Origin of the sequence: Arthrobacter sp. C2, assembly GCA_024207135.1 — a bacterium.
In the GTDB taxonomy this organism is placed as follows: Bacteria; Actinomycetota; Actinomycetes; order Actinomycetales; family Micrococcaceae; genus Paeniglutamicibacter.
Genome location: CP042428.1, coordinates 3,919,823 through 3,942,749 on the forward strand (window position 1 = coordinate 3,919,823; position 22,927 = coordinate 3,942,749).

Genomic DNA, 22,927 nt, shown 5'->3' on the forward strand with positions numbered 1-22,927 from the left:
TCGGTCCTATTCCCGGCCGCGTGCCACGCCCAGGTCGTGGTGCAGGTGGTGGGCCGCGTCGTGCCAGGCGTACTGGGCCAACGTGGCGGTGGTGAACACCGCGCCGTTGGACCGGGTGCCCATCCGCGGGATCTGCGCATCGGTCAGCGCCTCCAACGCCCCGGCGAAGGCTAGCGAGGCTTCCTCGAGCATCCGGGCGACCTCGAGGGCCGGGATCGAGGCGTAGTCGTTGGCGACGGCCGCCGCATCCTGGTCCCAGTTCGCGAACGACGGGGCGTCCTTCTCGACGATCAGCGCCAGGCGCTCGGTCATTACCTGATACATCTGGGCCACGTGGGCCACGTATTCGTGCGCGCTCCACACCATCGGCGAGGGTCGGGTGCCCGCGCCGGGGGAGCCCAGGACCTCGGCAAAGCGCCCGGAGGCCTCGCGCACCAAGGCGGCGACCTGCGCGGTGCTCAGCGCCCGCACGTCGATTCCGCATTCCTCGCAGGTTTCGTTAAGCACCAGGGTCCAGTCCTTGGTGTCGGGCATGATTTGTTCGCTCATTTCAAGATCCTCAATCCACTGGGTTCCAGTTGCTTGATGTATTCCCGGGTGCATGCCGCCTGGGAGCGCAGCGTCAAGGCGTCGCGCTGGCATTGCTGGTATTGCAGGGACGGCCCGTAGAAGGCCAGCTGCCCGGCCAGCGGCAGGGCGAAGAGCCCGCAGGCCAGCGTTGCGACCGGGGCGGCCAACCGCAGCATGCCGGCGGCGGGGTTCCGCCACGCGCGCACGCAGGTGATGGCCCCGACGACGGTTCCGGCCACCGCGAAGGGCAGGCCGGCCAGCCGCCACGGCAGCGGCTGGTACCAGAAGCACAGGGCCCCGGCCATGGCCGCGATGGTGCCCGCGACCCAGCCCAGAAGCGGGCGTGCGGGATCGGATGCCCCGGTGGTGGTGTTGCTGCCCATATCTTCCACACTAGACCCGACGGGCCCGATCGTTACAGGGACGGGTTAGCGCCGGGGCCCGGTGCGTACGATAATGGTTTGTCAGCGGTGCTTTCGCACCACGGGCGGCGCACGGCGCCGGCCCCCAAGCACCTTTAGAGGAATGATGGTTCGATGCAGGCAATCTTGACGGCCCGACGCGGCAGGCGGGGCGCACGGCTCGCTGCCGTGCTTGCTGCGCTGCTGATGCTGGCGGCCTGCAGCGCCGGATCCACCGGCGGGGCACCGGCGGACAAGGACAAGCTCGTGGTCGCGCTGACCGGGGAACCGGTGAACCTGGACTTCACCACCACGGCCGGGGCAGCGATCCCGCAGGCCATGATGGCCAACGTATACGAGGGCCTGGTGACCCTGGACCAGACCGGCGCGATCCGCCCGCTGCTGGCCACGAAGTGGGAAACGAGCAACGCGAACAAGTCCTACACCTTCACCCTGGTCGAGGGAGCCACGTTCTCCAACGGGGCCGCCTTCGATGCCGAAGACGTCAAGTTCTCCATCGAGCGGGTCAAGTCCGCCGCGTGGCTCAACGGGCTCAAATCCAAGATGGACGATGTCCAGGACGTGGTGGTCAACTCTCCGAACTCGGTCACGGTGAACCTTGCCCGTCCCTCGCAGGCCTGGCTGTACTCGATGACCACGCTGGTCGGGGCCATGTTCGACCCTTCGGGCGTGGACGATTTGGCCAACAACCCGGTGGGCACCGGGCCCTACAAGCTTGCCTCCTGGGCGCGCGGGGAATCGATCAACCTGGAGGCCCGCCCCGACTACTGGGGTGCGGCCCCGGGCATCAAGGACGTGTCCCTGCGCTACTTCGCCGACGCCATCGCGACCACCAATGCGTTGTCTTCCGGGGACGTGGATGTCATCTACAACATGCAGGCACCCGAGCTGCTTTCCTCCTTCGAGTCCAACCCCGCCTACCAGGTCATCGAGGGCACCTCCAACGGCGAGGTCATCCTCTCGATGAACAACAAGGCCAAGCCCTTCAACGACAAGCGGGTGCGCCAGGCGGTGCTCTACGCCATCGACCGCAAGGCCGTGCGCGACACGGCCTGGAACGGGTTGGGCACCCTGGTTGGCGGGCCGGTCCCGCCCACCGACCCGTACTACGAGGACCTCAACGACCGCTACCCCTTCGACCCGGCCAAGGCCAGGGAACTGCTGAAGGAAGTCGGCGTCCAGGACCTGAAGATCACCTTCACGGTGCCCACCCGTCCGTACGCCACCGCAGTCTCGGAGATCGTCCAGTCGCAGCTGCGCGACGTGGGCATCGACGCGAAGATCGCCTCCGCGGAGTTCCCGGCCGTGTGGCTGGATACGGTGTTCACGCGCCACGACTACCAGATGTCGGTGATCCTGGCCGTGGAAGCCCGCGACCTGCTGACCATGTTCAACAACCCCAACTACTACATCGGCTACGACAACTCCAAGATCAAGGACGAGGCCGCCGCCGCGGACGCGAGCGACGAGGCGACCTATGTGGAGGGCATGAAGAACGTGGTGCGCACCATCGTGGAGGACGCCCCGGTGGACACGCTGTTCATCTTCCCGAACATCTCGGTGGCCAAGGCGGGGATCACCGGGCTGGGCGCCAACTCGGTCACCGAGGCGCTGAACCTCGCGCCCATCGCCTGGTCCTAGGGCGGCGCACATGCTGGTGCGCATTGCGGGGAACCTCGCACGCTTCGTGCTGTCCCTGTTGGCGGCCACCCTGGCGGTCTTCGCGCTGATGCGCGTGCTGCCCGGGGACCCGGCGGCCATCGCCGCCGGGGAAAACGCGACCCCCGAGGTGGTGGCGGGCCTGGCCAGGCAATTCGGCACCGACCGGCCGCTTCCGGTGCAGTACTGGGACTGGTTCTCCGGTCTCTGGCGCGGGGACTTCGGGATCTCCTACGTGACCCGGACCGACATCTCGCCGCTGGTGGCGGACAAGGTGCAGGTCTCGCTGATCCTGGTGACCCTGGCCATGGCGCTCGCGCTGGCGATCGCGGTCCCGGCCGGGACGATCGCCGCGGTGCGGCACCACAAGCCCTCCGGCGCGGTGATCTCCGCGGCCAGCCAGCTGGGCATCGCGATCCCCGGTTTCCTGCTGGGCATCGTGCTGGTCTCCTTCTTCGCGCTGCGCCTGGGCTGGCTGCCGGCCAACGGCTGGGTGGCCCCCGGGGTCGACTTCGCCGGGTTCGCCTCCCGGCTCGTGCTGCCGGTCATCGCGCTGGCCGGGGTGCAGTCCGCGATCCTGGTGCGCTACGTGCGCTCAGCGGTGCTGGAGGTCATGCACGAGGACTACCTGCGCACCGCCCGGGCCAAGGGCCTGTCCCCGCTGGGGGCGCTGGTGCGGCACGGGCTGCGCAACGCCGCGATCCCGGTGCTGACGGTGACCTCCGTGCAGTTTTCCGCGCTGATCATCGGGGCCGTGGTCATCGAGCGGGTCTTCGTGATCCCGGGCCTGGGTTCGATGCTGCTTTCCGCCGTGGCAAACCGGGACCTGCTCACCGTCCAGTCGGTGGTGATGGTGCTGGTGGCCCTCACCCTGGTGGTGAACCTGCTGGTGGATGTCCTGTACACCATCGTCGACCCGCGCATCCGCGCCGCCGCCCAGGGAGCACGATGAAAAACGCCCGCCCCACCCCCGCCCTGCTCGCCGGGGCCGCGATCGTGGCCCTGATTGCCGCCGCGGCCCTGCTCTCCTTCGTCTATACGCCCTTTGACCCGTTGCAGGTCAATGCGCCGGCGCGGCTGCAGAGCCCGAGCCTGCAGCACTGGCTGGGCACCGACAACCTGGGCCGCGACCTGCTCTCCCGCATCCTGGTCGGGGCGCGGATCACGCTGCTGGTCGGGGTGGTCTCGGTGGGCATCGCGGTGCTCATCGGCACCCCGGTCGGCATCTGGGCCGGGATGAAACGCGGAGCAGTGGAGGAGATCACGATGCGCGGCGCCGACATCCTGCTGGCCTTCCCCGCGCTGCTGCTGGCCATCATGTTCGCCGCGATCTACGGGGCCTCCACCGTCTCGGCGATGGCGGCGATCGGGCTGGCCTCGGTGCCGGGCTTCGCCCGGGTGGCCCGCGCCGGGACGCTGCAGGTCATGAACGCCGAATACGTGCTCGCCGCCCGGGCCGCGGCCCAGCGCCCGGTGCGCATCGCCGCCCGCCACGTGCTGCCCAACATCACCGGCATGCTGCTGATCCAGTGCTCGGTGACCTTCGCGCTGGCCGTGCTGGCCGAGGCCGCGCTGTCCTTCCTGGGACTGGGCACGCCCCCGCCGGTGCCCTCCTGGGGGCGGATGCTGCAGGAATCCCAGCAATACTGGGGCAGCTTCCCGGCCATGGCGATCTGGCCCGGACTGGCCATCGCGCTGGCCGTGATGGGCTTCAACCTGCTCGGGGACGGCCTGCGCGACCGGCTGGATCCGAAGCTGGGCAGGGGCAAGGCATGAACGAGGAAATAGGCATTGCAGACGAGCCGCTGCTGCGCGTCGACAACCTGGGCATCGCCGCCGGGGCCACGCCGCTGGTCTCCGAGCTGTCCTTTTCCATGGCAGCCGGCGAGCGCATCGGGCTGATCGGCGAATCCGGGTCCGGCAAGTCCCTGACCGCCACGGCCCTGCTGGGCCTGCTCCCCGAGGAACTGGCACTGACCGGCAGCGCGCACCTGCGCGGCTTCGCACCGGAGCTTTTCACCGCCGGGGACAAGGCCATGAGGGGGCTGCGCGGGGACGGGATCTCGATGGTCTTCCAGGAGCCGCTCTCGGCCCTGAACCCGCTGATGAAGGTCGGTGCGCAGGTCGCCGAGGTGATGCTGGTGCACCGCACCGTGCCCACCCGGGCCGCGGGCCAACGGCGCGCGGTCGAGCTGCTGGCCTCGGTGAAGATCCCCGACCCGGCCCAGGCGGCCGGGGCCTACCCGCACCAGCTCTCGGGCGGGCAGCGCCAGCGCGTGATGATCGCGATGGCCCTGGCCAACGACCCGCAGCTGCTGCTGGCCGACGAGCCGACCACGGCGCTGGATGTCACGGTGCAGTCCCAGGTCCTGGAGCTGATCTCCGCCCAGGTTTCCGAGCGCGGCACCGGGCTGCTGTTTATCACCCACGACCTGGCCGTGGTCGCCAACATGTGCACCCGGGTGCTGGTGCTGAACAAGGGCAGGCTGGTGGAATCCGGCGACATCGACAGGATCTTCACGGCCCCGGCCCACCCGTACACCCGGGCGCTGCTGGCCGCCAGCGACATCTCGGCCACCGATGCACGCGGCCGGCTGTTCACCGTGGACACCGCCGCCGGCTACGTGCCCCCGGCACTGCGCGAGGCACCGGGCACGGCCGCGCCGGCACCCCGCCGGGCCGCCGCGGGCCCGGCGCTGATCACCGCCACGAACCTGGGCCGGACCTACCACCGTGCCCGCACCAAGGCCTTTGGCCCGCGCCCCGTGGTCAAGGCCCTGGATGGGGTCGGCTTCAGCATCGCCGCCGGGGAACGGGTGGGCATCGTGGGGGAGTCCGGCTCGGGCAAGACCACGCTGCTGCGGATCCTGGCCGGGCTGGATGCCCCGAGCACCGGAAGTGCCGTGGTGGCCGGGACCGAGGTCGCCGGGGCCAAGGAGGCGGACCTGGCGCCGCTGCGCCGCCAACTGCAGATCGTCTTCCAGGACCCGATGGGTTCGCTGGACCCGCGGATGAAGGTCGCCGACATCATTGCCGAGCCGCTGCTGGTGCCCGGCCGGAAGCTGGATGCCCGCGGGCGCGAGGCTGCGGTGCACAAGATGCTGGGGCTCGTGGGCCTGGATCCCGAGTCCGCCTCCCGCTACCCGCACCAGTTCTCCGGCGGGCAGCGCCAGCGCATCTCCATCGCCCGGGCCCTGGTGAACCGCCCCAGCATCCTGGTGGCCGACGAGCCGGTCTCCGCGCTGGATGTCTCGGTGCGCGCCCAGGTGCTGAACCTGCTCGCGGACCTGGTGGACGAGTACGCGCTGACGCTGCTGATGGTCTCCCACGACCTGTCGGTGGTGCGCCACCTGTGCGACCGGGTCATCGTGATGAAGGACGGGCGGATCGTGGAAACCGGGGACACCGAGCAGATCTACAACAACCCCGCCCATCCCTACACGGCACAGCTGGTGGCCAGCTCGCTGGACCTGGCCGAGGAGCTGGCTCCGACCCCGTAGGGTGGCTGGCACGGAACCGGGATTGCCGGAATCCGCCCCGCCCCGGTGAACCCCGGGTTGGTGGCCGTTGCCGGGCACCCGGTCAGCGGCAGCGGGATCCGCGCATCGAGGATCTTGTGTTCCGGAGCCGTCCTGGCCTCCCTGCCCGGCGCGGTGGTCCTGCCGCTGGCCAAGGCCGGGTGAAGCTCCCACTAAACTGGTACCCATGCGCATCGTAGTTCTTGTCTCCGGCACCGGGTCCAACCTCCAGTCCGTCATCGACGCCGTCGCCGACGGGTCGCTGAAAAACGTGGAAATCGCCGCCGTCGGCGCAGACAAATACGGCACCCACGGCGTGGAACGCTCCGCGGCCGCCGGCATCGAGACCTTCGTGGTGAACTTCAAGGACTATGCCGAGCGCGCGGACTGGAACCACGCGCTGACCGAAAAGTGCCTGTCCTACGAGCCGGACTACGTGGTCTCCTCGGGGTTCATGCGTATCGTCGGGGAAGAGTTCATCAACGCCTTCGACGGCACCTACATCAACACCCACCCGGCCCTGCTGCCCGCTTTCCCGGGCGCCCACGGCGTGCGCGACGCGCTGGCCTACGGGGTCAAGGTCACTGGCTGCACCGTGCACATCGCCGACGCGGGCGTGGACACCGGTCCGATCCTGCGCCAGGAAGCGGTGGTGATCGAGGACGACGACACCGAGGAGTCGCTGCACGAGCGCATCAAGGTCGTCGAGCGCCGCCTGCTCATCGCCACGCTGGCGGACCTGGCCGGGAAGTAGCACCCGGCTTTTCGAAGCAGGAGGCCTGCCCGGATTGGATCCGGGCGGGCCTTCCGTTTAGGCAGAGCTTGCAGGACCGCCCCAACGGCATCACGCGTGGTTAAGCAGCTCGCGGAGGGAATGTACCGCATCGGCAAGCTCGTCTTTGCCTACGCCGAGGCGGTTGGGGTGCTGCGAACCGAAGCAAAGCACCTTCCGGGCACACGGAAGCTTTGGCGAAGACGCTGCTCAGGCATTGGCGATTATCCGCTGCAATGTATCCCGCCCTGCCCCGCGTTCGCGGATGTCGTCGGAGTCCATCAAATCCAGTGCGATGACGGCGTCGGAACCCACTGCGCCCGAAACCAGTTCGGGGTCGTCTAAGAACCTGACAAGCACGCCGCCCGTTTCGTCGTTGGCAGGGGGAATCTGATCAAGCAACGACTCGGCTGAACCGGTCCAATACCCTTCCAAACGGTCCTCATCCAGAACACCGGCCAAACCGAACCGGCCGGCAACGGATTCCTGGGCGATCGAACTGACACCGGTTGGCAGCAGCATTCCGGTGAGACTGGAACGAACCCGCGAGCCCGCGCTGAATCGCCTCACCTGGCAGTGGTTTCGCGCCAAACGCTGCAACTCGGACGCTTCCATCGAGCGCAACTGCCTGGTGAGCCTGGAACGACGGGGCTGGTCGATGAGTTCCGTCTGGTGGTGGTGCAGTATTTCCAACGCCGCCCATGCGGTTCTCGGAGACCAGATACGTCCCGGGGCCTGCGAGCAGCGTTGGATCCTGTGGATGGATGCCGGTTCGAAAAGAAGCCTGCCAGCCATTTTTGTCGCCTGGAGCCGACCGCTATTTACCAGGCGTCGCACTGCTGCCGGGGAGATGCCAAGCACCTCGGAGGCCATGGCAGTCGTGTAGAGATCCATGTTTCAATCATGTCTGAAACGACACTATTGATACATAGTTGGTGAATCCATCTGCCTGGGAATACTTATGAGTGCTGCGTAACGACTCCAGAGGCGCCCGGCCTCGACTCCGAGGTCCACTTGGCGGGTCAATCGGTGAAGACGTTCCAGCAAATGGCATTGCGGTGCTTCTGGTCATCGAGAACCAGTTCACGGACCGCCGCAGGCAGTTGGGAGCGTTGCCATTCCCGTTCCGCTGCACGGGCCGCCGCGGCGTCCCGGGATTCCGCAGCGGCACCGGCCGCTCGGATGGCGTATGCGGCGGCACCCAGATCGTGGGCTGCCACGTGGGCCACGGCGACGGCCTGCCCGGCCGCAAGGGCCGCGAACTTCACCGGATCGGGCATGGAGCGCCCGGCGGAATTGGCCACGAAGGCCTCTCGGTGCGCTTCGCGCATCGGGACCTCGCCACGGATCCAGGCCCGGCCGACCTCGATGGCGTGCCGGGGTCGGGTATCGCCAGGTTGCCGGTCCTCAAAGAGCGGCAGCACGTGTTCGGCGCAGTCCAGCGCCCAGGCGGCAAGCATCCGGTGGTGTTCATCGCTCAGTGTGCCCCCGCGACGGATGGTGACCAGCCGGGGATCGCGCTCCTTGGGAAGGATCGGCATGCTGCAAATATACGCTTCACGAAGTTCCAAGGCACGGGGGTCCAGGGCGAAGCTTGCAGGTTTTCCGGGACGTGGCACGGCGAGGGGAATCGGCACGTCGTTGATCAACGCAAGCGAGGGATCTGGCACGGTTGGCGGGTGGGGAACGGACTGCCCGATAGGAGGGCCATCCGTGCGGCCTGGCGGACCGTCCTGAAATCACCGAGGATGCCGCCGTGGGCGTCGTCTTGCATTTTCAGGATATCGCCTGCCAGGGGGCTTGCCGCAAGCCCCGCGGCGTGCCATACACTGCTCGAAAGTGCCCTTGGAGGCACACCATCGGGAGGGAAGAACATGGCGGATGTCCTCATCGTGGGCAGCGGCCCGGCCGGAATGATGCTGGCCGGGGAATTGGCCGTGGCAGGCATCGACGTGGAGATCATGGAGCGGCGGCCGACGGGGGCGCTGGCCGAATCCCGTGCCGGGGGCTTCCACTGCCGAACCATCGAGATCCTCGACCAGCGCGGGATTGCCGATCGATTCCTGGCGGCGGGAAAAACGGTGCAGACCGCCCGCTTCGGCAGCACTGTGCTGGACATCAGCGATTTTCCCACGCGGCACCCCTATGGGCTTGGACTGTGGCAGAGCCAGATACAACCAATCCTCGAAGACTGGATCAACCAGCTCGGCGTGCCCGTGCACCATGGGCGGGAGGTCATCGGCTTCGACCAGGGCGACACCGGGGTCACGGTCGAGACCGCCGGCGGCGGCAACCACCGCACGGCGTACCTGGTGGGTGCCGACGGTGGACGCAGCCTGGTTCGCAAGGCGGCCGGCATCGATTTCCCCGGATGGGAAGCAACCCGCAGCAACCTGATCGCCGAAGTGGAAGTGTCCGAGGAACCACCCGCCGGTACGTTGCTGGATGCGGCGGGAGTCCACGGCTTCAGCCTGCTCGACGACGGGCGCACCTATCGCGTCATCACCACGGAGCAGCAGCTCGGATCGCGGGAGGCACCCGGAGTAGGCGATCTGGCCGATTCCCTGACCGCGGCGTACGGGACGGACTTCGGAGTGCACAGCCCAACCTCGATCTCCAGGTTCACCGACGCCACAAGGCAGGCAGCAACATACCGCAAGGGACGGGTGCTGCTGGTCGGGGACGCCGCGCACGTGCACTATCCCGCCGGCGGCCAGGGGATCGGCCTGGGCATGCAGGATGCCGTGAACCTCGGCTGGAAACTCGCGCAGGTCCTCAAGGGCAGCTCACCGGATTCCCTGCTGGAGACCTACCACGCTGAGCGGCATCCCGTGGGGCTCCGCGCGCTCAAGCACTCCATGGCGCAAACGGCCCTGCAACGCCATGACGCACGCTCCGCAGCGCTCGCCGAGACCGTCAGCGAGCTGATGCACATGGACCAGCCGCGCCAGCACCTCGCCGCATTGATCCACGGCCTCGACATCGCCTACGACCTCGGGGAAGGACACCCGCTGCTCGGGCGACGCATGCCCGATCTCGACCTTGACACGCCCAACGGCCCCACACGGGTCTTCGTCCTGCTTCATGATGCCAAGCCGGTGCTGCTCAAGCTGGCCGGGTCCAACCGCCTCGAGATCGCGCCGTGGGCAGACCGGGTGCAGCAAGTCGAAGCCCGGTTCAACGGCCCTTTGAAGCTTCCTCTCCTGGGTGAGGTGGCGGCCCCCGCCGCGGTGTTGGTCCGCCCGGACGGCTACGTCGCCTGGGTGGGTGAAGGCTCCGACCAAGGGCTTGCTGACGCGCTCACGCGCTGGTTTGGATCGGGGACGCCCGCCAGAACGTGATCGTTCCAGGGGAGTACGCCGTTACTCCTGCGATGTCCGCACGCGTCGTCACGACGACCCCATGACCGGCGGCGGAAACCTGGCGGGGACGGCCACCGCCGGTGCGGAAAGCGGGAGTTATTTCGTTGCCGCGACCGTTGATCATCGGCGGTTCCGGGTGCGTTCCTTGTGCATGATCATTTCCGTCTCGACGGGGAGGAAGCCGAGCTTCGAGTTGATGGAACGCATCCACTTGTTTTCGTCGTCACTGCTGGACCTGACCCCACCGGCCATCGCCCTGCGGGACCTGCACCAAAACGAAGAATCGGGTGCTAGCGACCGAGGCGGAAGCGCAGGGTTCGCACCTCGAAGGCCGTCAAGGAAATTCTTACCGACCCGTTGGTGTGTTCGGCAATGCCGCCGTCACCCTCGATGGCGTCCTCCAGGAGGCTGATCACGGATGCCGAATCCACCGGATGGTGCATGTTTACGGTGCCGGAGGCGCGGCGGCCCAGGGACTCGTAGACGCGCACGACCAGGTCGCCGGACTTGTCGCCTGCCAGCTTCACGCTGGAGAGCACGGTGCCCGTTCCGTCGACGGTGACCAGCGGGTCGAACCCGTGGGCGCCGGTGAGGGTGCGCTGCGTGGAGTTCAGCAGGGCGCCGGCCTCGGTGGCCGAGGCGATGTCGGCGCCGATGACCAGGCCGTAGCGGTGGGTCTGGATGCCCTGGTCGGTCTCCGGATCCGGGAAGCGCGGGGCACGCAGCAGCGACAAGCGAACGTTGGTTGTTACGCCGGCCTCGGTGGAATCTCGGGTGACGTCGAAACCGTAAATGGAATCGTTGACCAGCGCGGCTCCGAAGCCCGGTTCCTCGGCGAGCACGAAGCGGTGCATCGAGGTTTCGAACTTTGCCGCCTCCCAGCTGGTGTTCACGTGGGTGACGCGCTTGTGGTAGCCGAACTGGGTCTCGGCGATCACATGCTCGGCGCGGATATCCAGCGGGAATGCGACCTTGAGGAATTTCTCGGTCTCGTGCCAGTCGGTGACCTGCTCGATCTGCAGCACCCGTGAACCGGGGGAAAGCGTCAGTTCCTGGCGCAGGGTCGAGGCGGAGAAACTGCGTTCGATGATGACGCGGGCGGTGCCGTCCTCATCGGTGGACAGCGAGATCGCATCGAGTCCGCGCAGGTCGGTGACCTGGTTGCGGTAGTACTTGTCAACGTCCCAGGCATCCCACTTGTTCGGGAAGTCTTGGTGCAGTTGTAGCAGGTTGGCCTCGGTGCCCACCGCGATGGTTTCGCGGCCCGTGGCGTTCTCGACCGCCGAGGTGATCAGGCCTTCGCGGGAAATGACGATGGTGACCAGCTCATTGGACAGCACGAAGCCGTCGGCCGACTCGCTGGCCATCACTGTGTCGGCGACCGGGGCCAGCTCGGCCACCGGCATGCCGGCTCCGGTGCGGATGCCCGAGCGGGTGAACGACGCAGCGTTCATCGCGATCGGGGTCTCGCCCTTGCCGACCAGGGCGGCCTGCGCCGCGGCGATGATCGCCTCGGTGGCCTTGGTGACCCGCGCGTACTCGGCAACGACCTCGCGGTGCACCCAGGCGATCGAGGTGCCCGGAAGGATGTCGTGGAACTGGTTGAGCAGAACCGTCTTCCAGAGTGCGTCGATCTCCTCGTGCGGGTACTCGAAGCCGGTGTACACGGCGGCGGTGGCGGCCCAGAGCTCGGCCTCCACCAGCAGCTGCTCGGTGCGGCGGTTGCCCTGCTTGGTCCGGTGCTGGGAAGTCAGCGTGGCGCGGTGCAACTCCAGGTAGAGCTCGCCCATCCACACCGGCGGGTTTGCCAGCTCGGTCTTGGCACGCCTGAAGAACTCGTCGGGGTGTTCCCACTTCACCTTGGCGCTGCCCTCGAGGTCGGCCAGGCGGCGTGCCTTGCCGGTCATCTCGCGGGTGGTGCCGCCGCCGCCGTCTCCCCAGCCCACCGGGGCAATGGAGCCGGTGGCGCGGCGGGATTCGCGGAACTGGCGCGAGGCGCGGGCAACCTCTTCGCCCGAAAGCTGCGAGTTGTAGGTGTCCATGGACGGGAAGTGGCTGAAGACGCGCGAGCCGTCGATTCCCTCCCAGTTGAACGTGTGGTGCGGGAATACGTTCTGCTGGTTCCAGGAGATCTTCTGGGTGAAGAACCATTCGAAGCCGGCCCGTTTCATCAGCTGCGGAAGCGCGGGGGAGTACCCGAAGGAGTCCGGCAGCCAGACCCCGGCGCAGGTTATCCCGAATTCCTCGCGGAAGAAGCGCTGGCCGTAGTAGAACTGGCGGACCATGGATTCGCCCGAGGGCATCACGGTGTCCGACTCGACCCACATGCCGCCCAGCGGCAGGAAGCGTCCGGAGGCCACGGCTTCCTTGACCCGGCCGTAGACCTCGGGGCGGTGCTCCTTGAGCCAGGCGTATTGCTGGGCGCTGGACATGCCGTAGAGGAAGTCCTCGTCGTGATCGAGCATTTCCACCATGGAGGAGGAGGTCCGGGCGACCTTGCGGATGGTCTCGCGCACCGGCCACAGCCAGGCCGAGTCGATGTGGGAATGGCCCACCGCGGAGATGCGGTGCGCGGATTCGTCGGCGCGCGTGGCGAGCACCCCTGCCAGTTCGGCGCGGGCCGCGGGCGCGGTTTCGGTGATCCGCTGCAGGTCCAGCACGTCAAGGGCGTTGTCCATGGCCTGCAGGATGCGCATGCGGCGCGGGCCCGCGGGCAGCTCGGCCTGCAGCTCGAGCAGCACCTCCAGGTCCAGGGAGAGCTCGTGGACCTCGGGTTCGAAGATCGCTAGGTCCATGCGTCCGGTGGTGTAAAGCCTGCGCGAGGACGAGGTCTGGATGTCGCCTTCCTGGGTCGGAAGGAACGGGTGGTAGTCCAGCAGCACCGGGTTGGCGGCGGCCTCGATAAAGTAGTCCACCTTCTCGTCGCCCTTGGCGCTGTCGGCAACGGGGATCCACTGGTTGCGCGGGTTGATGGCCTTTACGGTGCTGCCGTCGGCCCGGTGGACCAGGCCTTCGCATTGGAAGCCGGTCATGTTCTTGTCAAAGCCCAAATCAACCAGGGCCTCGACGCGCTTGCCGGCCCATGCTGCCGGGACGGTGCCGCGCAGGTGGAACCAGGTCGTTCCCCACGCCGCGCCCCAGGCGGTGCCGACCGAATAATCGATGTAGTCCAGGCCCATGGCTTCGGCCGGCGCGATGGGCTCGCCGGGAAGTTCGTGCCATTGAACCTCCAGCGGGAGGGCAACGGGGTGGATGGCAGGGCGGATGCGTTCCCCAAGGACCCGCGCAACACGTCCGAGGGTCAGGGGGATGTCGTCATGCATGAAGAATGCCTTTCGCGGGGCCGCGGCCCGAAGGATGGTGTCCCAGGGGCCGGGCGGGGGTGCTCTGCAAGGATTTCGTCGTTGACCTGTCTTGTCAGCGTATCCGAGAAGACCTCCACCGTCCCGGAAGATCCGGTCCAGGCCAACGGGAGGCCGTGCCGAACCTGCCCCCCGTCCGGGGCGAGAACGCGGGAGACGGCTCCGCGGGGGTTCGGGTGCCGGACCGTCGCGTGGGCGCGTCCCGGAGGGAAACACCTGGGGCCCGGGCAGTGATGTCCCGCAATGGGACGGCAGCCATCCACCGTGGCGGACGGGCAAGGGCAGGCAATGGCGGATACGATGCCATCATGATTCAGGGCTTGCACCCGCAAGCGACGGTCGTTGCCGCAAGGCCCGCCGAACCGACCGTGGCTGGCGGGGAGCCGCGGACATGCCGCCGTTCAGCCTGTCCGTGAACGGCTCGGGCACCAGGCATCCGGGGGAAAATGGGCAAGGACCATCACCCCGGCGAGGCACGGGCATCACCCACGAGAAGGAACATTCATGAGTAGCACCCGGCAGAAACCGCTGGCCTTGGTGGGCCTGGACATCGGCGGAACCAAAACGCACGCCATGGCCTGGAGCGGTGGGACACGGCTTGCCGAGGCCAAGAGCGGAAGCGCCAACGTGCAGAACGTCAGTGTGGAGACCGCCAAGGCCAACATTGCCGAGGTGTTCGCCGCACTCGGGGCCGGGCATATCGACCGGGTCGTGGCTGGTGCAGGCGGCATCGATACCGAGGCGGACGCCGAGCTCCTGCGTTCCATGATCGCCGTCCACGCCCCGGATGCCGAGATCCTCGTGGTCCACGACACCCGGCTGGTCCTGGCCGCGGGCCACGCCTCCACCGGCTTGGCGGTGATCCTGGGGACCGGTTCGGCGGTCTGGGGCGTTAACGCCGAAGGCAAGGAAGGCCGGGCCGGTGGCTGGGGCTACCTGCTGGGGGACGAGGCCAGCGGCTACTGGATGGGACGCGAGGCGGTGCGTCACACGCTGCGCGAGTTCAACCGTGGACTGGCCCCGGGCGAGCTGGGCCGGCGCGTGCTCGCGGCCAACAAGGTTTCCTCCCCGGACGAGCTGATTGCGCTCTTCCACGGTGACACCGACCGCCGCTACTGGGCCCAGCAGTCCCTGCTGGTCTTCGAGGCCCTCGCGGCCGGGGACCCGGACAGCGCCGTGATCGTTGGCGAGGCGGTCGAGCATGTGTGCCAAATGCTCTCGGACCTCTCCGCACTGCTGGAAACCCAAGGGCCGGTCATCATCGGCGGCGGCCTGGGCATGCACCAGCCCGTCTACCAGGAGATGCTGCGCCAGGCACTGGGAGACTTGGGACTTGTCGAGATCCGCTTCCTGGATCTCGACCCGGTGGAAGGGACCAAGTTCATCTCCGACCACACTCCCTTGCCCGCAAAATCCGCCTAGGCTGCGCCGATCCAGACCCTGGCAAGACCTATTGCAGGGCGCGGCCCTTGGTCTCGGGAGCGAAGAACGCCATCAGGATGACAGCGCCCAGCACCAGGGCCCCGGCCACCAGGAACAGGTTGCCCAGGCCCACCACGGGCCACAAGGCGGCAAAGGCCAGCGGCCCGAACCCGGCACCCAGCCGGCTGAACGAGGATGCCCAGCCAAAGCCGGATCCGCGCAGTTCGGTCGGGTACAGCTCGGAGACGTAGGTGTAGAGCACCGGCACGGCGATCTGCACGACCACGCCGAAGACCAGCAGCCAGATCAGCGCGAGGGTGGGCGCGTTGATGGTCACCGCGACCATCACCAGGATGATCGCGGACAGCGGGCCGGTGATGCCCAGCAGCCACTTGCGCCCGACCCGCTCGACCAGCAGCGCCGCGATGCCCACGCCGATCAATCCCATCAGCGCCATCACCGAGGTCATGAAGAACGCCGTGGACTGGACCATGCCGGTGTCGGCCAGGATGGACGGCATCCACGTCAAGGCCAGGTAGTAGACCAGCAGGATGGTCAGGAACAGCGACCAGGAGACCATGGTGATCCGCGGGCTGAAGCGCCAGATCTTCACCAGCTGCTCCAGCCAGGACCCAGCGGACAGGCGCGGGACGGACTGGGGCTCGGGCAGCGTGTAGGGCGCCGCGGTGGCTCCGGTGCGCGCCACCAGGTCGTCGATGACCTTGGCCGCGGCATCGCGCTGGCCCTTGCGGACCAGGTAGAGCGGGGACTCCGGGACGCTGCGCCGCACCCAGAACACCAGCAGCGCCGGCAGCACCATGACCACCAGGATCAGCCGCCAGTTTCCCGTGGTCGCCTGGACCCAGCCGGAAACGAAGAATGACAGCGCGGCGCCGACGGGCCACCAGCCATCCATCGCGGTGAGCACCCGGCCGCGTTGCCTGGCCGGGGTGAACTCGCCGACCAGCGCGTAATCCACCGGGATGCACCCGCCCAGGCCCACCCCGGCAATGAAGCGGCAGGCCACAAACCAGCCGAAGCCCGGGGCCAGGGCCCCGGCGACGGTGAAGATGGAGAAGATCAGCAGTGTCCAGGTGAAGGCCTTCTTGCGCCCGATCTTGTCGGCAATGGTTCCCCAGAGGAACGCGCCAAGGGCCATGCCCACCAGGTTGCCGGTGCCCAGCAGCGCGGCGGTGGTCCGGTCCAGGCCCCATTCGGCGGCGACCAAGGGGATCAGGGCGCCGTTGAGCGTGACATCCCAGGCGTCGAACATGAAGCCCAGCCCGCCAATGATGAAGATCCTTCCCTGCACACCCCACTTCCACGGAAGGTTCTGGACGACCGATTCGCCGGTGGGAAGCTTCAGGAAATTGTTCATCAGGAATTGGCCTTCGGAAAGGTGCGGACCGACGCAGGACGGGGGTACAGCCAGGACAACATGGAGGCAAAGCGGCAGGGCGGAGGAAGTCCTTCGGAGCCTGCCGGGAACAACGCTACGCGCTGGAATGGAAAACCACAGAATAGGCCTTGACTTTTTGTGGCTTTGTGTTGCGCCGACCGGCATCATTCCGGCCCCGGCGCATCCGCCGAAGCCCCATGTGCCGGGGCTGTTCCGGTGCGGGGCAACCCGGGGTAGGCTCTGGTTATGGGAGTAGATTGGACCGCTCTCGAAGAGGCGATACGGGTGTCGGCTCTTCGCCAGGCGGAAGAAATAATTGACCGTCACCCGGACGAAATGTTCTATGCCGTTGCCCTTGACGGGGTGAGCGCGGACGAAACCGACCACATCGATTTGCCCGTGCTGGCCCTGAACTCCGAACAAGCCCTGACCCGTTCCCTCGCCGGCGACGACGAGGAAAACGACGAAGAGGACTTCGACGACGAGGACGAGGAAGAATACTTCGAGGAACGTGCCGACGCCGACGACGACGGGTCCGACAGGGACCTGAATCGCGACGACAACAACAGCAACTCGGACGATGACGACGACGAGGGCGAAGCCACCGACGAGGACGACGACGATGAAGACATCGACGCGGTCCTGAAGGAATTCGACGCCTTGGCCTCCGGCGCCGAGCAGGGCTACTACTCATCCAAGTGGAACCCCGCCGATTGGCAGTGGAGCCCCATCGAGCTCTTCGACGAGTCGGCCACCGAGCTGTGGAGCCAGGCGCTGACCAACGTCGCCAAGGACCACGGGTGGGAAAAGACCAACCGCCTGTACTACGAAATGCTCATCCGCGTCACCGAGTCGTTGCGCAACACCCTGGCCAAGGGACGCAACAAGGACATGGTCGTCTACCTCTCGGATGACGACCACGGCGATGCCCTGCTGCGCAGGTGCCTCACCGAGGCACAGCTGGCCAAGCATTTCCCGGAACTGGCGATTTAGCTCGGCAGCTGCGCAGGCCCCTCCGGAACATTGAGCTGCGCGAGGATCCTTGAATCCACGTCGCGCAGCTGGATCACCGAGATGTGCCCCATCTGCGTGGGTACGGCTCCGCTCAGGCGGGCCGTACCCGTCTTGGTCGCGTTCCAGGATCCTGCCCGGTCGACCTGGCCGGAGCTATCGATGACCCACAACGACAGCGTCCCGTTGGTGGGCAGGTCGGTGGCGCTGAACTGCACCTCGGTGCCCCACGCCTTGGCATTCAATCCCACGTCCACGCGCGGCCCGGCGGCCGAAACGACCTGGTAGCTGGCATCGGGTGGCGGGGCAGGGTTCAGCACCGGTGCAAGGAACACCCCTCCGGCCACGGACGCGGCAACCGCGAGGACCGCCGCAGACCCCCATGCGGCCCGGCGCGTCCGGCGCCTGGCCCGCAGCCGGTCCAGCAGCTGAATCCCGGGCTCGGCCACCGGCGCTGCCGGCTCGGCCTCAAGCATTGCCCGGGCGGCCTGTGGGTCCAAGGCACCCAGGCGCGTCGTCACCGGGGCATAGGAGGCAAGCTCCCTGCGGCACTGGGCGCATGCTTCGAGGTGTGCCTCGAAGTTCCGGGCTTCCTCGGGGTCCAGCCCACCCAGCACATAGGCACCCAGGTCCAGGTGTTCGTTCACTGTTCCACCCCCATTTCCGCCAGGATCCCCCGCAGGGACCGCATCGCATAGTACGCCCGTGATTTCACCGTTCCCTGGGGGATCCCCAGGCTGGTGGCCGTTTGCGCCACCGTGGAACCCAGATAGTGCAGGTGGACCACCACCTGCCGGTGCTCGAGGGTCAAACGCATCAGGGCCTCTTCCATGAGGATCTTGTCCAGGACCGCTTCCATGCCCGCGAATGCCCCGGCGGCCTCCGGGTCCAGCTCGCCGAGTCCGGTGGCCGAAATCCGTGCCGCGGCGCGGCGGTGTCGGTCGATGATCACGTTGCGGGCCGTGGCAAACAGGTAACTGCGCAGCGAACCGGTCAACTCCGGTGCAGCCTTCCACACCTTGAGCACGGTTTCCTGCACCACGTCGTCGGCCTCGTCGCGGTCGGAGGCCACGCGCAGCACGAAGCGGCGCAGGGCATCTCCGTGATCGCGGTAGATATCCGACACCACTTGCGCATCTAGCGGCACATGGGCTCCATTGGGTCTTCTCGGGAACATGGGTTCACCCATTCAGACGCATCGGGACGGCAAAAGGTTCAAACACCCTCCAAGTATGCGCAAAAAAACCTGCAACACCATGAACCACCTTGCGCTTTCGTACGTCTTAGCCGGTGAGAGGTCTCCCGGATGCACCGGCTTGGTGCCCCGGGGGATCCCTGGTCCCGAAGATCACCGGGGCCCAAGTCCCGCCCCAAGTGTTAGGAATTGCATCATGATCCGGAACAACCACCCGAAATTCGCTTCCACCGCCGCGGTGCTCCTGGGTGCCGCCTTGCTGCTGGCCGGCTGCGGCAACAGCACCACCCCGGCCCAGAGTCCCGCCGCAACCTCCGCGGCCAGCTCCTCCGCAGGGGGAAACGGGTATGGGGCTCCGGCACCCAGCGCCACCGCCTCGAGCCCGGCCGCGGCAACCACGGACCTGAAGACCGCATCCACTTCCCTCGGAAACATCGTTGTCGACTCCAAGGGCATGACGCTGTACTACTTCACCAAGGACGCCAAGGACACCACCACCAGTGCCTGCACCGGCGAGTGCCTGGCCGCATGGCCGATCGCCACCACCACCAACGCCACCCCCACGGTGGAAGGGGTGACCGGCAAGGTCGGGACAATCACGAGCCCCGACGGCGCCAAGCAGCTCACGCTCAACGGGATGCCGCTGTATTACTACGCCGCGGACTCCAAGCCCGGGGATGTCAAGGGGCAGGGCGTCAAGGACGTCTGGTACGTGGCATCGCCTGCGGGGGAAATGATCAAATAGTTCACGCAGCACACGGAAGAAGGCCGCTCCCAACGGTGCGGGATAAGATGGGCAGTGCACCCCCTCAATTCCGCACCCTGGGAGACTTTTGTGAGCCAGACCGTCCTTGATCTCGTCCCGATTCGCCGGGCCCTGATTTCCGTCTATGACAAGAGCGGACTGGAGGAACTGGCCGCGGGCCTGCACGCAGCCGGCGTCGCCCTGGTCTCCACCGGTTCCACCGCCAAGCGCATCGCCGCCGCGGGCATCCCGGTCTCCGAGGTCGAGGAAGTCACCGGTTCCCCGGAAATGCTTGACGGCCGCGTCAAGACCCTGCACCCGCGCGTGCACGGCGGCATCCTGGCCGACCGCCGCGTCCCGGCCCACATGAAGACCCTTGAGGACATGCAGATCGAGGCCTTCGACCTCGTCGTGGTGAACCTCTACCCGTTCGTCGAGACCGTGCGCTCCGGCGCCGAGAACGACGCCGTGGTCGAGCAGATCGACATCGGTGGACCGGCCATGGTCCGCTCGGCGGCCAAGAACCACGCCGCGGTGTCCATCGTGGTGGATCCGGCCTCCTACGGCGAGGTCATCGCCGCGGCCGCCTCCGGCGGCTTCGACCTGAAGTCCCGCCAGCGCCTGGCGGCCAAGGCCTTCGCGCACACCGCGGCCTACGACACGGCCGTCGCTTCCTGGACCGCCTCACAGTTCCTGGACGAGGACGGCGACGGCGTCATCGACTGGCCCGCGTACACCGGCCTGGCCCTGGAACGCTCCGAGGTGCTGCGCTACGGTGAAAACCCGCACCAGCAGGCTGCCCTCTACGTGGACAAGGCCGCCCCGGCCGGCATTGCCCAGGCCGACCAGCTGCACGGCAAGGCCATGAGCTACAACAACTACGTCGACGCCGACGCCGCGCTGCGCGCAGCCTTCGACTTCGACGCCCCGGCCGTCGCCGTGATCAAGCACGCCAACCCGTGCGGCGTCGCCGTGGCCTCCCCGGATGCCGTGGACCCGATCGCCGACGCACACGCCAAGGCACACGCCACGGACCCGCTCTCGGCCTTCGGCGGCGTCATCGCAGCCAACCGCACCGTGACCGTGGCCATGGCCAACGCCGTCAAGGACATCTTCACCGAGGTCGTCATCGCCCCGGCCTTCGAGGCCGAAGCCGTGGCCATTCTCGCGGCCAAGAAGAACATCCGCCTGCTGGCCCTGCCCGAGGGCTACGGCCGCTACCCGAGCGAAATCCGCCAGGTCTCCGGCGGCGTGCTGGTCCAGATGAGCGACAAGGTCGACGCCGACGGCGACAACCCGGCGAACTGGACCCTGGCCGCCGGTGCGGCCGCCGACGAGAAGACCCTCGCGGACCTGGCCTTCGCCTGGACCGCGGTGCGTGCCGCGAAGTCCAACGCCATCCTGCTGGCCAACAACGGCGCGGCCGTGGGCATCGGCATGGGCCAGGTCAACCGCGTGGATTCCTGCAAGCTCGCGGTCGAGCGCGCCAACACCCTGGGCGTCACGGTCGAATCAACCGTGGATGCCGCGGGCGGGGCCTCCGGTGCCGAAGGCACCTCGGCGGAGCGCGCCCGCGGCGCGGTTGCCGCCTCGGATGCGTTCTTCCCGTTTGCCGACGGCCTGCAGATCCTGCTGGACGCCGGTGTGCGCGCCGTGGTCCAGCCCGGCGGCTCGGTCCGCGACGAGGAAGTCATTGCCGCTGCCAACGCAGCCGGCATCACCATGTACTTCACCGGTGCACGCCACTTCTTCCACTAGGAACCAGTGGTCCGGCTGCCGCCGGCGACCTCCCGCACCGGGGGATCGCCGGCGGCAGCCTTCGGTTTTAACCGCCGTTGCCATGCGGCCAGGGTTGCGGCGCCGCCCCCCGGGGGCTGGGGGAGGCCGGACTGGATCTTCACGCCAGGGGCAACCGGCGGTGCACATACCGGGTTGAACCCCGTGCGGGAAAAACATCCAAAGTTCCATCGGCCAAGGCACGCACTCGCGCCGACGAATCACTAGATGCGCATGACACCCGCCGGGGCGCAGCCGGCCATGGCATAGGCGGCAGGTTCTGCCGCGATGTCTCTGGGGACGTGGGTTCCTGAAACTGCGGGCCGGGAATGCGGCCTGCCAGCCGCCCCCTGCCGATCGCGGGGCCAACCGATGGACCGATGCGCTGCCAGGCTACCGGTGGTGCTTCCGGTCGGTGGATAGGCTGGCCAGCCGGACCGGAAGATCAATCTGCGAGGTGCCGGTCCGAGCGGAAGCATCCTGTGGACCGCATCGGCGCTCGGCGGCCTCTTGAGCGTCGGCCATGGCTGGACCCCTGCGCCGCAAGATCGGGCACGTCGCGGTATCAGGATTCCAGTGCCGACATGATCTTCTGGATTCGCCGCATTCGGGTTTCGTCGCTCTTGGCGCTTTGGACAGACTGCTCGTGGGCGCGCTGTTGGCTGTAGGAGAGGGCGGACCAGGCCTTCGACGCCGCCGGGTTTGAGGCGAACAGCCCTGCCAGTTCGGTGGGGATTTCGACGGTTCGCGGGGCGTCGTCAACTTCGAGCCCGACCTCGATTTCATCGCCCGCGCCCTTGCCCGTGGCGGACCGGGTCTCGGCGTTGAACGAGATCAGGAATTGGCCGCCCATCGATGCGATGGTGTTTCGGTACGAGTAATTGCCATCAATGGTGACGACCACGGGAACGCGCTTCCCTCGGCCGAAGCCGAGCACAATGTCCTCGGGCACGATGATGCCGACGTTGTTGCCGCCGGCGGCCCACAGCGTTGTTCGGAAGTTGACCATGGTTGCTCCTCCAATAGGGGATGCTGACCATGCTAGCGCGGTGTGCGTGAAGCAGCTGATGGCTCCGGGACACAATATCGGCAAGTCCACAGGGCATCGACGCGGAGGGCCAGCGGGGCCCCTGGCAGTGCAATGAACCCCGTCCGCCGGGAAACCGCGGCCAGGTTCGGGGCAGCAAGAGCACTGCTGCACGCGCCTGCCAAGGGGGTTTGAAAATCGCCAAAATTGCCCGGGAGGCCATCAGCCCCAAGAATGGACCGCCTGGCTCCGTGCAGTAGCCAGGCGGTGCACTCATTTACTTGTCGGTGGCACTCAGCTGCCAGGAAACACCAAAACGGTCGCTCACCCATGCGTATCGCTGGGCGAAAGGATACTCGCCAGGCGGCATCAAGACCTGGCCCTGGTCGGAGAGCCGGTCAAACAGTGCATCCAAGGAAGCTTCGTCGGGGCAGTCGAAGAAGAACGACACCGACGGAGTGAACCCAAAGGCGTGAACGTCCGGGCTGTCGATGCACAGCAGTGTCTGGTCGGCAATCCGGAAGCTTGCCGTTTTGACCGTGCCTTCGCGGTCTGGTTCCTCCGGTCCATAGCGGTCCATGTCGAGGATTTCGGCGTCGGGGAAGGCCGAGACGTAAAAGTTCATGGCCTCTTCGGCCTGGCCCGTGAACATCAAGAACGGTGTCAGTGTCATGCCACCACTGTACC

General features: G+C 67.3%; 21 protein-coding genes. 11 read left to right on the top strand and 10 right to left on the bottom strand.

Annotation, left to right across the window (positions count from 1 at the left end):
- Nucleotides 1-6: 6 nt before the first annotated feature.
- Nucleotides 7-549 carry a DinB family protein gene (locus tag FPY90_RS18005; RefSeq protein WP_071215982.1) on the bottom strand — a complete coding sequence of 181 codons (543 nt, stop codon included), beginning with the start codon at nt 547-549 and terminating at the stop codon, nt 7-9.
- Complete coding sequence (locus FPY90_RS18010; RefSeq protein ID WP_071215981.1) at nt 546-953, bottom strand: hypothetical protein; 408 nt, start codon at nt 951-953, stop codon at nt 546-548. Before FPY90_RS18010 ends, FPY90_RS18005 begins: the two co-directional genes overlap by 4 nt.
- A gap of 153 nt (nt 954-1,106) precedes the next feature.
- Here FPY90_RS18010 and FPY90_RS18015 point away from each other — a divergent pair, with 153 nt between their 5' ends.
- Genes FPY90_RS18015 through purN form a run of 6 tightly spaced genes read left to right on the top strand, consistent with a single transcriptional unit; the run spans nt 1,107 to nt 6,923 of the window.
- Nucleotides 1,107-2,633 (top strand): ABC transporter substrate-binding protein, encoded by a 1,527-nt coding sequence (locus FPY90_RS18015; protein WP_498682546.1) that lies wholly within the window; start codon nt 1,107-1,109, stop codon nt 2,631-2,633.
- A gap of 10 nt (nt 2,634-2,643) precedes the next feature.
- Nucleotides 2,644-3,603 carry an ABC transporter permease gene (locus tag FPY90_RS18020; protein WP_071215979.1) on the top strand — a complete coding sequence of 320 codons (960 nt, stop codon included), beginning with the start codon at nt 2,644-2,646 and terminating at the stop codon, nt 3,601-3,603.
- Nucleotides 3,600-4,427, top strand: coding sequence for an ABC transporter permease (locus tag FPY90_RS18025; RefSeq protein WP_498682549.1), 828 nt, complete (start codon nt 3,600-3,602; stop codon nt 4,425-4,427). The genes FPY90_RS18020 and FPY90_RS18025 overlap by 4 nt, the downstream gene beginning before the upstream one ends.
- On the top strand, nt 4,424-6,151 hold the full coding sequence (locus tag FPY90_RS18030) for a dipeptide ABC transporter ATP-binding protein (RefSeq protein ID WP_498682550.1): 1,728 nt from the start codon (nt 4,424-4,426) through the stop codon (nt 6,149-6,151). Before FPY90_RS18025 ends, FPY90_RS18030 begins: the two co-directional genes overlap by 4 nt.
- Before the next feature lie 45 nt (nt 6,152-6,196).
- Nucleotides 6,197-6,334, top strand: coding sequence for a YbaK/EbsC family protein (locus FPY90_RS18035; protein ID WP_175475517.1), 138 nt, complete (start codon nt 6,197-6,199; stop codon nt 6,332-6,334).
- 22 nt (nt 6,335-6,356) lie between these two features.
- Entirely contained in the window at nt 6,357-6,923 is a 567-nt protein-coding gene (gene purN, locus FPY90_RS18040; RefSeq protein WP_071215976.1) for a phosphoribosylglycinamide formyltransferase, read from the top strand.
- Nucleotides 6,924-7,151: 228 nt separating this feature from the next.
- On the opposite strand, the gene FPY90_RS18045 is transcribed toward purN, so the two are convergent.
- Entirely contained in the window at nt 7,152-7,835 is a 684-nt protein-coding gene (locus FPY90_RS18045; protein WP_498682553.1) for a helix-turn-helix domain-containing protein, read from the bottom strand.
- Nucleotides 7,836-7,963: 128 nt separating this feature from the next.
- Entirely contained in the window at nt 7,964-8,482 is a 519-nt protein-coding gene (locus FPY90_RS18050) for a putative immunity protein (RefSeq protein ID WP_071215974.1), read from the bottom strand.
- A 333-nt stretch (nt 8,483-8,815) separates the two neighbouring features.
- Between FPY90_RS18050 and FPY90_RS18055 the strand changes: the two genes are divergently transcribed.
- Nucleotides 8,816-10,282: an FAD-dependent monooxygenase gene (locus FPY90_RS18055; RefSeq protein WP_498682555.1), complete on the top strand. Its 1,467-nt coding sequence runs from the start codon at nt 8,816-8,818 to the stop codon at nt 10,280-10,282.
- 311 nt (nt 10,283-10,593) lie between these two features.
- Here FPY90_RS18055 and FPY90_RS18060 read toward each other — a convergent pair whose 3' ends face one another.
- The gene (locus FPY90_RS18060) at nt 10,594-13,626 is read right to left on the bottom strand and encodes an alpha-mannosidase (protein ID WP_498682557.1); all 3,033 of its coding nucleotides are present in this window, start codon (nt 13,624-13,626) and stop codon (nt 10,594-10,596) included.
- A gap of 543 nt (nt 13,627-14,169) precedes the next feature.
- On the opposite strand from FPY90_RS18060, the gene FPY90_RS18065 reads away from it, so the two are divergent.
- Nucleotides 14,170-15,087, top strand: a complete 918-nt coding sequence (locus tag FPY90_RS18065) for an N-acetylglucosamine kinase (RefSeq protein ID WP_498682558.1) — start codon at nt 14,170-14,172, stop codon at nt 15,085-15,087.
- A gap of 28 nt (nt 15,088-15,115) precedes the next feature.
- Here the strand turns inward: FPY90_RS18065 and FPY90_RS18070 are convergent, their stop codons facing one another.
- Nucleotides 15,116-16,465, bottom strand: a complete 1,350-nt coding sequence (locus FPY90_RS18070; RefSeq protein WP_071215970.1) for an MFS transporter — start codon at nt 16,463-16,465, stop codon at nt 15,116-15,118.
- A gap of 267 nt (nt 16,466-16,732) precedes the next feature.
- Between FPY90_RS18070 and FPY90_RS18075 the strand changes: the two genes are divergently transcribed.
- The gene (locus tag FPY90_RS18075; protein WP_498682560.1) at nt 16,733-17,479 is read left to right on the top strand and encodes a hypothetical protein; all 747 of its coding nucleotides are present in this window, start codon (nt 16,733-16,735) and stop codon (nt 17,477-17,479) included.
- On the opposite strand, the gene FPY90_RS18080 is transcribed toward FPY90_RS18075, so the two are convergent.
- Together FPY90_RS18080 and FPY90_RS18085 are read right to left on the bottom strand one after the other, a co-directional pair.
- Entirely contained in the window at nt 17,476-18,144 is a 669-nt protein-coding gene (locus tag FPY90_RS18080) for an anti-sigma factor (RefSeq protein ID WP_498682562.1), read from the bottom strand. The genes FPY90_RS18075 and FPY90_RS18080 overlap by 4 nt on opposite strands.
- Nucleotides 18,141-18,644 (bottom strand): sigma-70 family RNA polymerase sigma factor, encoded by a 504-nt coding sequence (locus tag FPY90_RS18085; RefSeq protein ID WP_498682563.1) that lies wholly within the window; start codon nt 18,642-18,644, stop codon nt 18,141-18,143. The genes FPY90_RS18080 and FPY90_RS18085 overlap by 4 nt, the downstream gene beginning before the upstream one ends.
- A gap of 244 nt (nt 18,645-18,888) precedes the next feature.
- Here FPY90_RS18085 and FPY90_RS18090 point away from each other — a divergent pair, with 244 nt between their 5' ends.
- Nucleotides 18,889-19,437: a COG4315 family predicted lipoprotein gene (locus FPY90_RS18090; RefSeq protein ID WP_498682565.1), complete on the top strand. Its 549-nt coding sequence runs from the start codon at nt 18,889-18,891 to the stop codon at nt 19,435-19,437.
- A 90-nt stretch (nt 19,438-19,527) separates the two neighbouring features.
- The gene (purH, locus tag FPY90_RS18095) at nt 19,528-21,195 is read left to right on the top strand and encodes a bifunctional phosphoribosylaminoimidazolecarboxamide formyltransferase/IMP cyclohydrolase (RefSeq protein ID WP_071215965.1); all 1,668 of its coding nucleotides are present in this window, start codon (nt 19,528-19,530) and stop codon (nt 21,193-21,195) included.
- Between the two features lie 583 nt (nt 21,196-21,778).
- Here the strand turns inward: purH and FPY90_RS18100 are convergent.
- Both FPY90_RS18100 and FPY90_RS18105 read right to left on the bottom strand, forming a co-directional pair.
- Complete coding sequence (locus FPY90_RS18100) at nt 21,779-22,222, bottom strand: YdeI/OmpD-associated family protein (protein ID WP_071215964.1); 444 nt, start codon at nt 22,220-22,222, stop codon at nt 21,779-21,781.
- A gap of 295 nt (nt 22,223-22,517) precedes the next feature.
- A complete protein-coding gene (locus FPY90_RS18105) occupies nt 22,518-22,913 on the bottom strand; it encodes a VOC family protein (RefSeq protein WP_071215963.1) in 396 nt (131 codons plus the stop codon).
- Nucleotides 22,914-22,927: the final 14 nt, after the last annotated feature.

What these genes read in the sequence shown, in the direction of transcription:
- FPY90_RS18050 (WP_071215974.1), bottom strand. Translation starts at nt 8,482, where the DNA reads ATGCCGATCCTTCCCAAGGAGCGCGATCCCCGGCTGGTCACCATCCGT.
- FPY90_RS18100 (WP_071215964.1), bottom strand. Translation starts at nt 22,222, where the DNA reads ATGGTCAACTTCCGAACAACGCTGTGGGCCGCCGGCGGCAACAACGTC.
- FPY90_RS18005 (WP_071215982.1), bottom strand. Translation starts at nt 549, where the DNA reads ATGAGCGAACAAATCATGCCCGACACCAAGGACTGGACCCTGGTGCTT.
- FPY90_RS18015 (WP_498682546.1), top strand. Translation starts at nt 1,107, where the DNA reads ATGCAGGCAATCTTGACGGCCCGACGCGGCAGGCGGGGCGCACGGCTC.
- FPY90_RS18060 (WP_498682557.1), bottom strand. Translation starts at nt 13,626, where the DNA reads ATGCATGACGACATCCCCCTGACCCTCGGACGTGTTGCGCGGGTCCTT.
- FPY90_RS18075 (WP_498682560.1), top strand. Translation starts at nt 16,733, where the DNA reads ATGGGAGTAGATTGGACCGCTCTCGAAGAGGCGATACGGGTGTCGGCT.
- FPY90_RS18105 (WP_071215963.1), bottom strand. Translation starts at nt 22,913, where the DNA reads ATGACACTGACACCGTTCTTGATGTTCACGGGCCAGGCCGAAGAGGCC.
- FPY90_RS18010 (WP_071215981.1), bottom strand. Translation starts at nt 953, where the DNA reads ATGGGCAGCAACACCACCACCGGGGCATCCGATCCCGCACGCCCGCTT.
- FPY90_RS18025 (WP_498682549.1), top strand. Translation starts at nt 3,600, where the DNA reads ATGAAAAACGCCCGCCCCACCCCCGCCCTGCTCGCCGGGGCCGCGATC.
- purN (WP_071215976.1), top strand. Translation starts at nt 6,357, where the DNA reads ATGCGCATCGTAGTTCTTGTCTCCGGCACCGGGTCCAACCTCCAGTCC.
- FPY90_RS18030 (WP_498682550.1), top strand. Translation starts at nt 4,424, where the DNA reads ATGAACGAGGAAATAGGCATTGCAGACGAGCCGCTGCTGCGCGTCGAC.
- FPY90_RS18070 (WP_071215970.1), bottom strand. Translation starts at nt 16,465, where the DNA reads ATGAACAATTTCCTGAAGCTTCCCACCGGCGAATCGGTCGTCCAGAAC.
- FPY90_RS18055 (WP_498682555.1), top strand. Translation starts at nt 8,816, where the DNA reads ATGGCGGATGTCCTCATCGTGGGCAGCGGCCCGGCCGGAATGATGCTG.
- FPY90_RS18065 (WP_498682558.1), top strand. Translation starts at nt 14,170, where the DNA reads ATGAGTAGCACCCGGCAGAAACCGCTGGCCTTGGTGGGCCTGGACATC.
- FPY90_RS18020 (WP_071215979.1), top strand. Translation starts at nt 2,644, where the DNA reads ATGCTGGTGCGCATTGCGGGGAACCTCGCACGCTTCGTGCTGTCCCTG.
- FPY90_RS18045 (WP_498682553.1), bottom strand. Translation starts at nt 7,835, where the DNA reads ATGGATCTCTACACGACTGCCATGGCCTCCGAGGTGCTTGGCATCTCC.
- FPY90_RS18090 (WP_498682565.1), top strand. Translation starts at nt 18,889, where the DNA reads ATGATCCGGAACAACCACCCGAAATTCGCTTCCACCGCCGCGGTGCTC.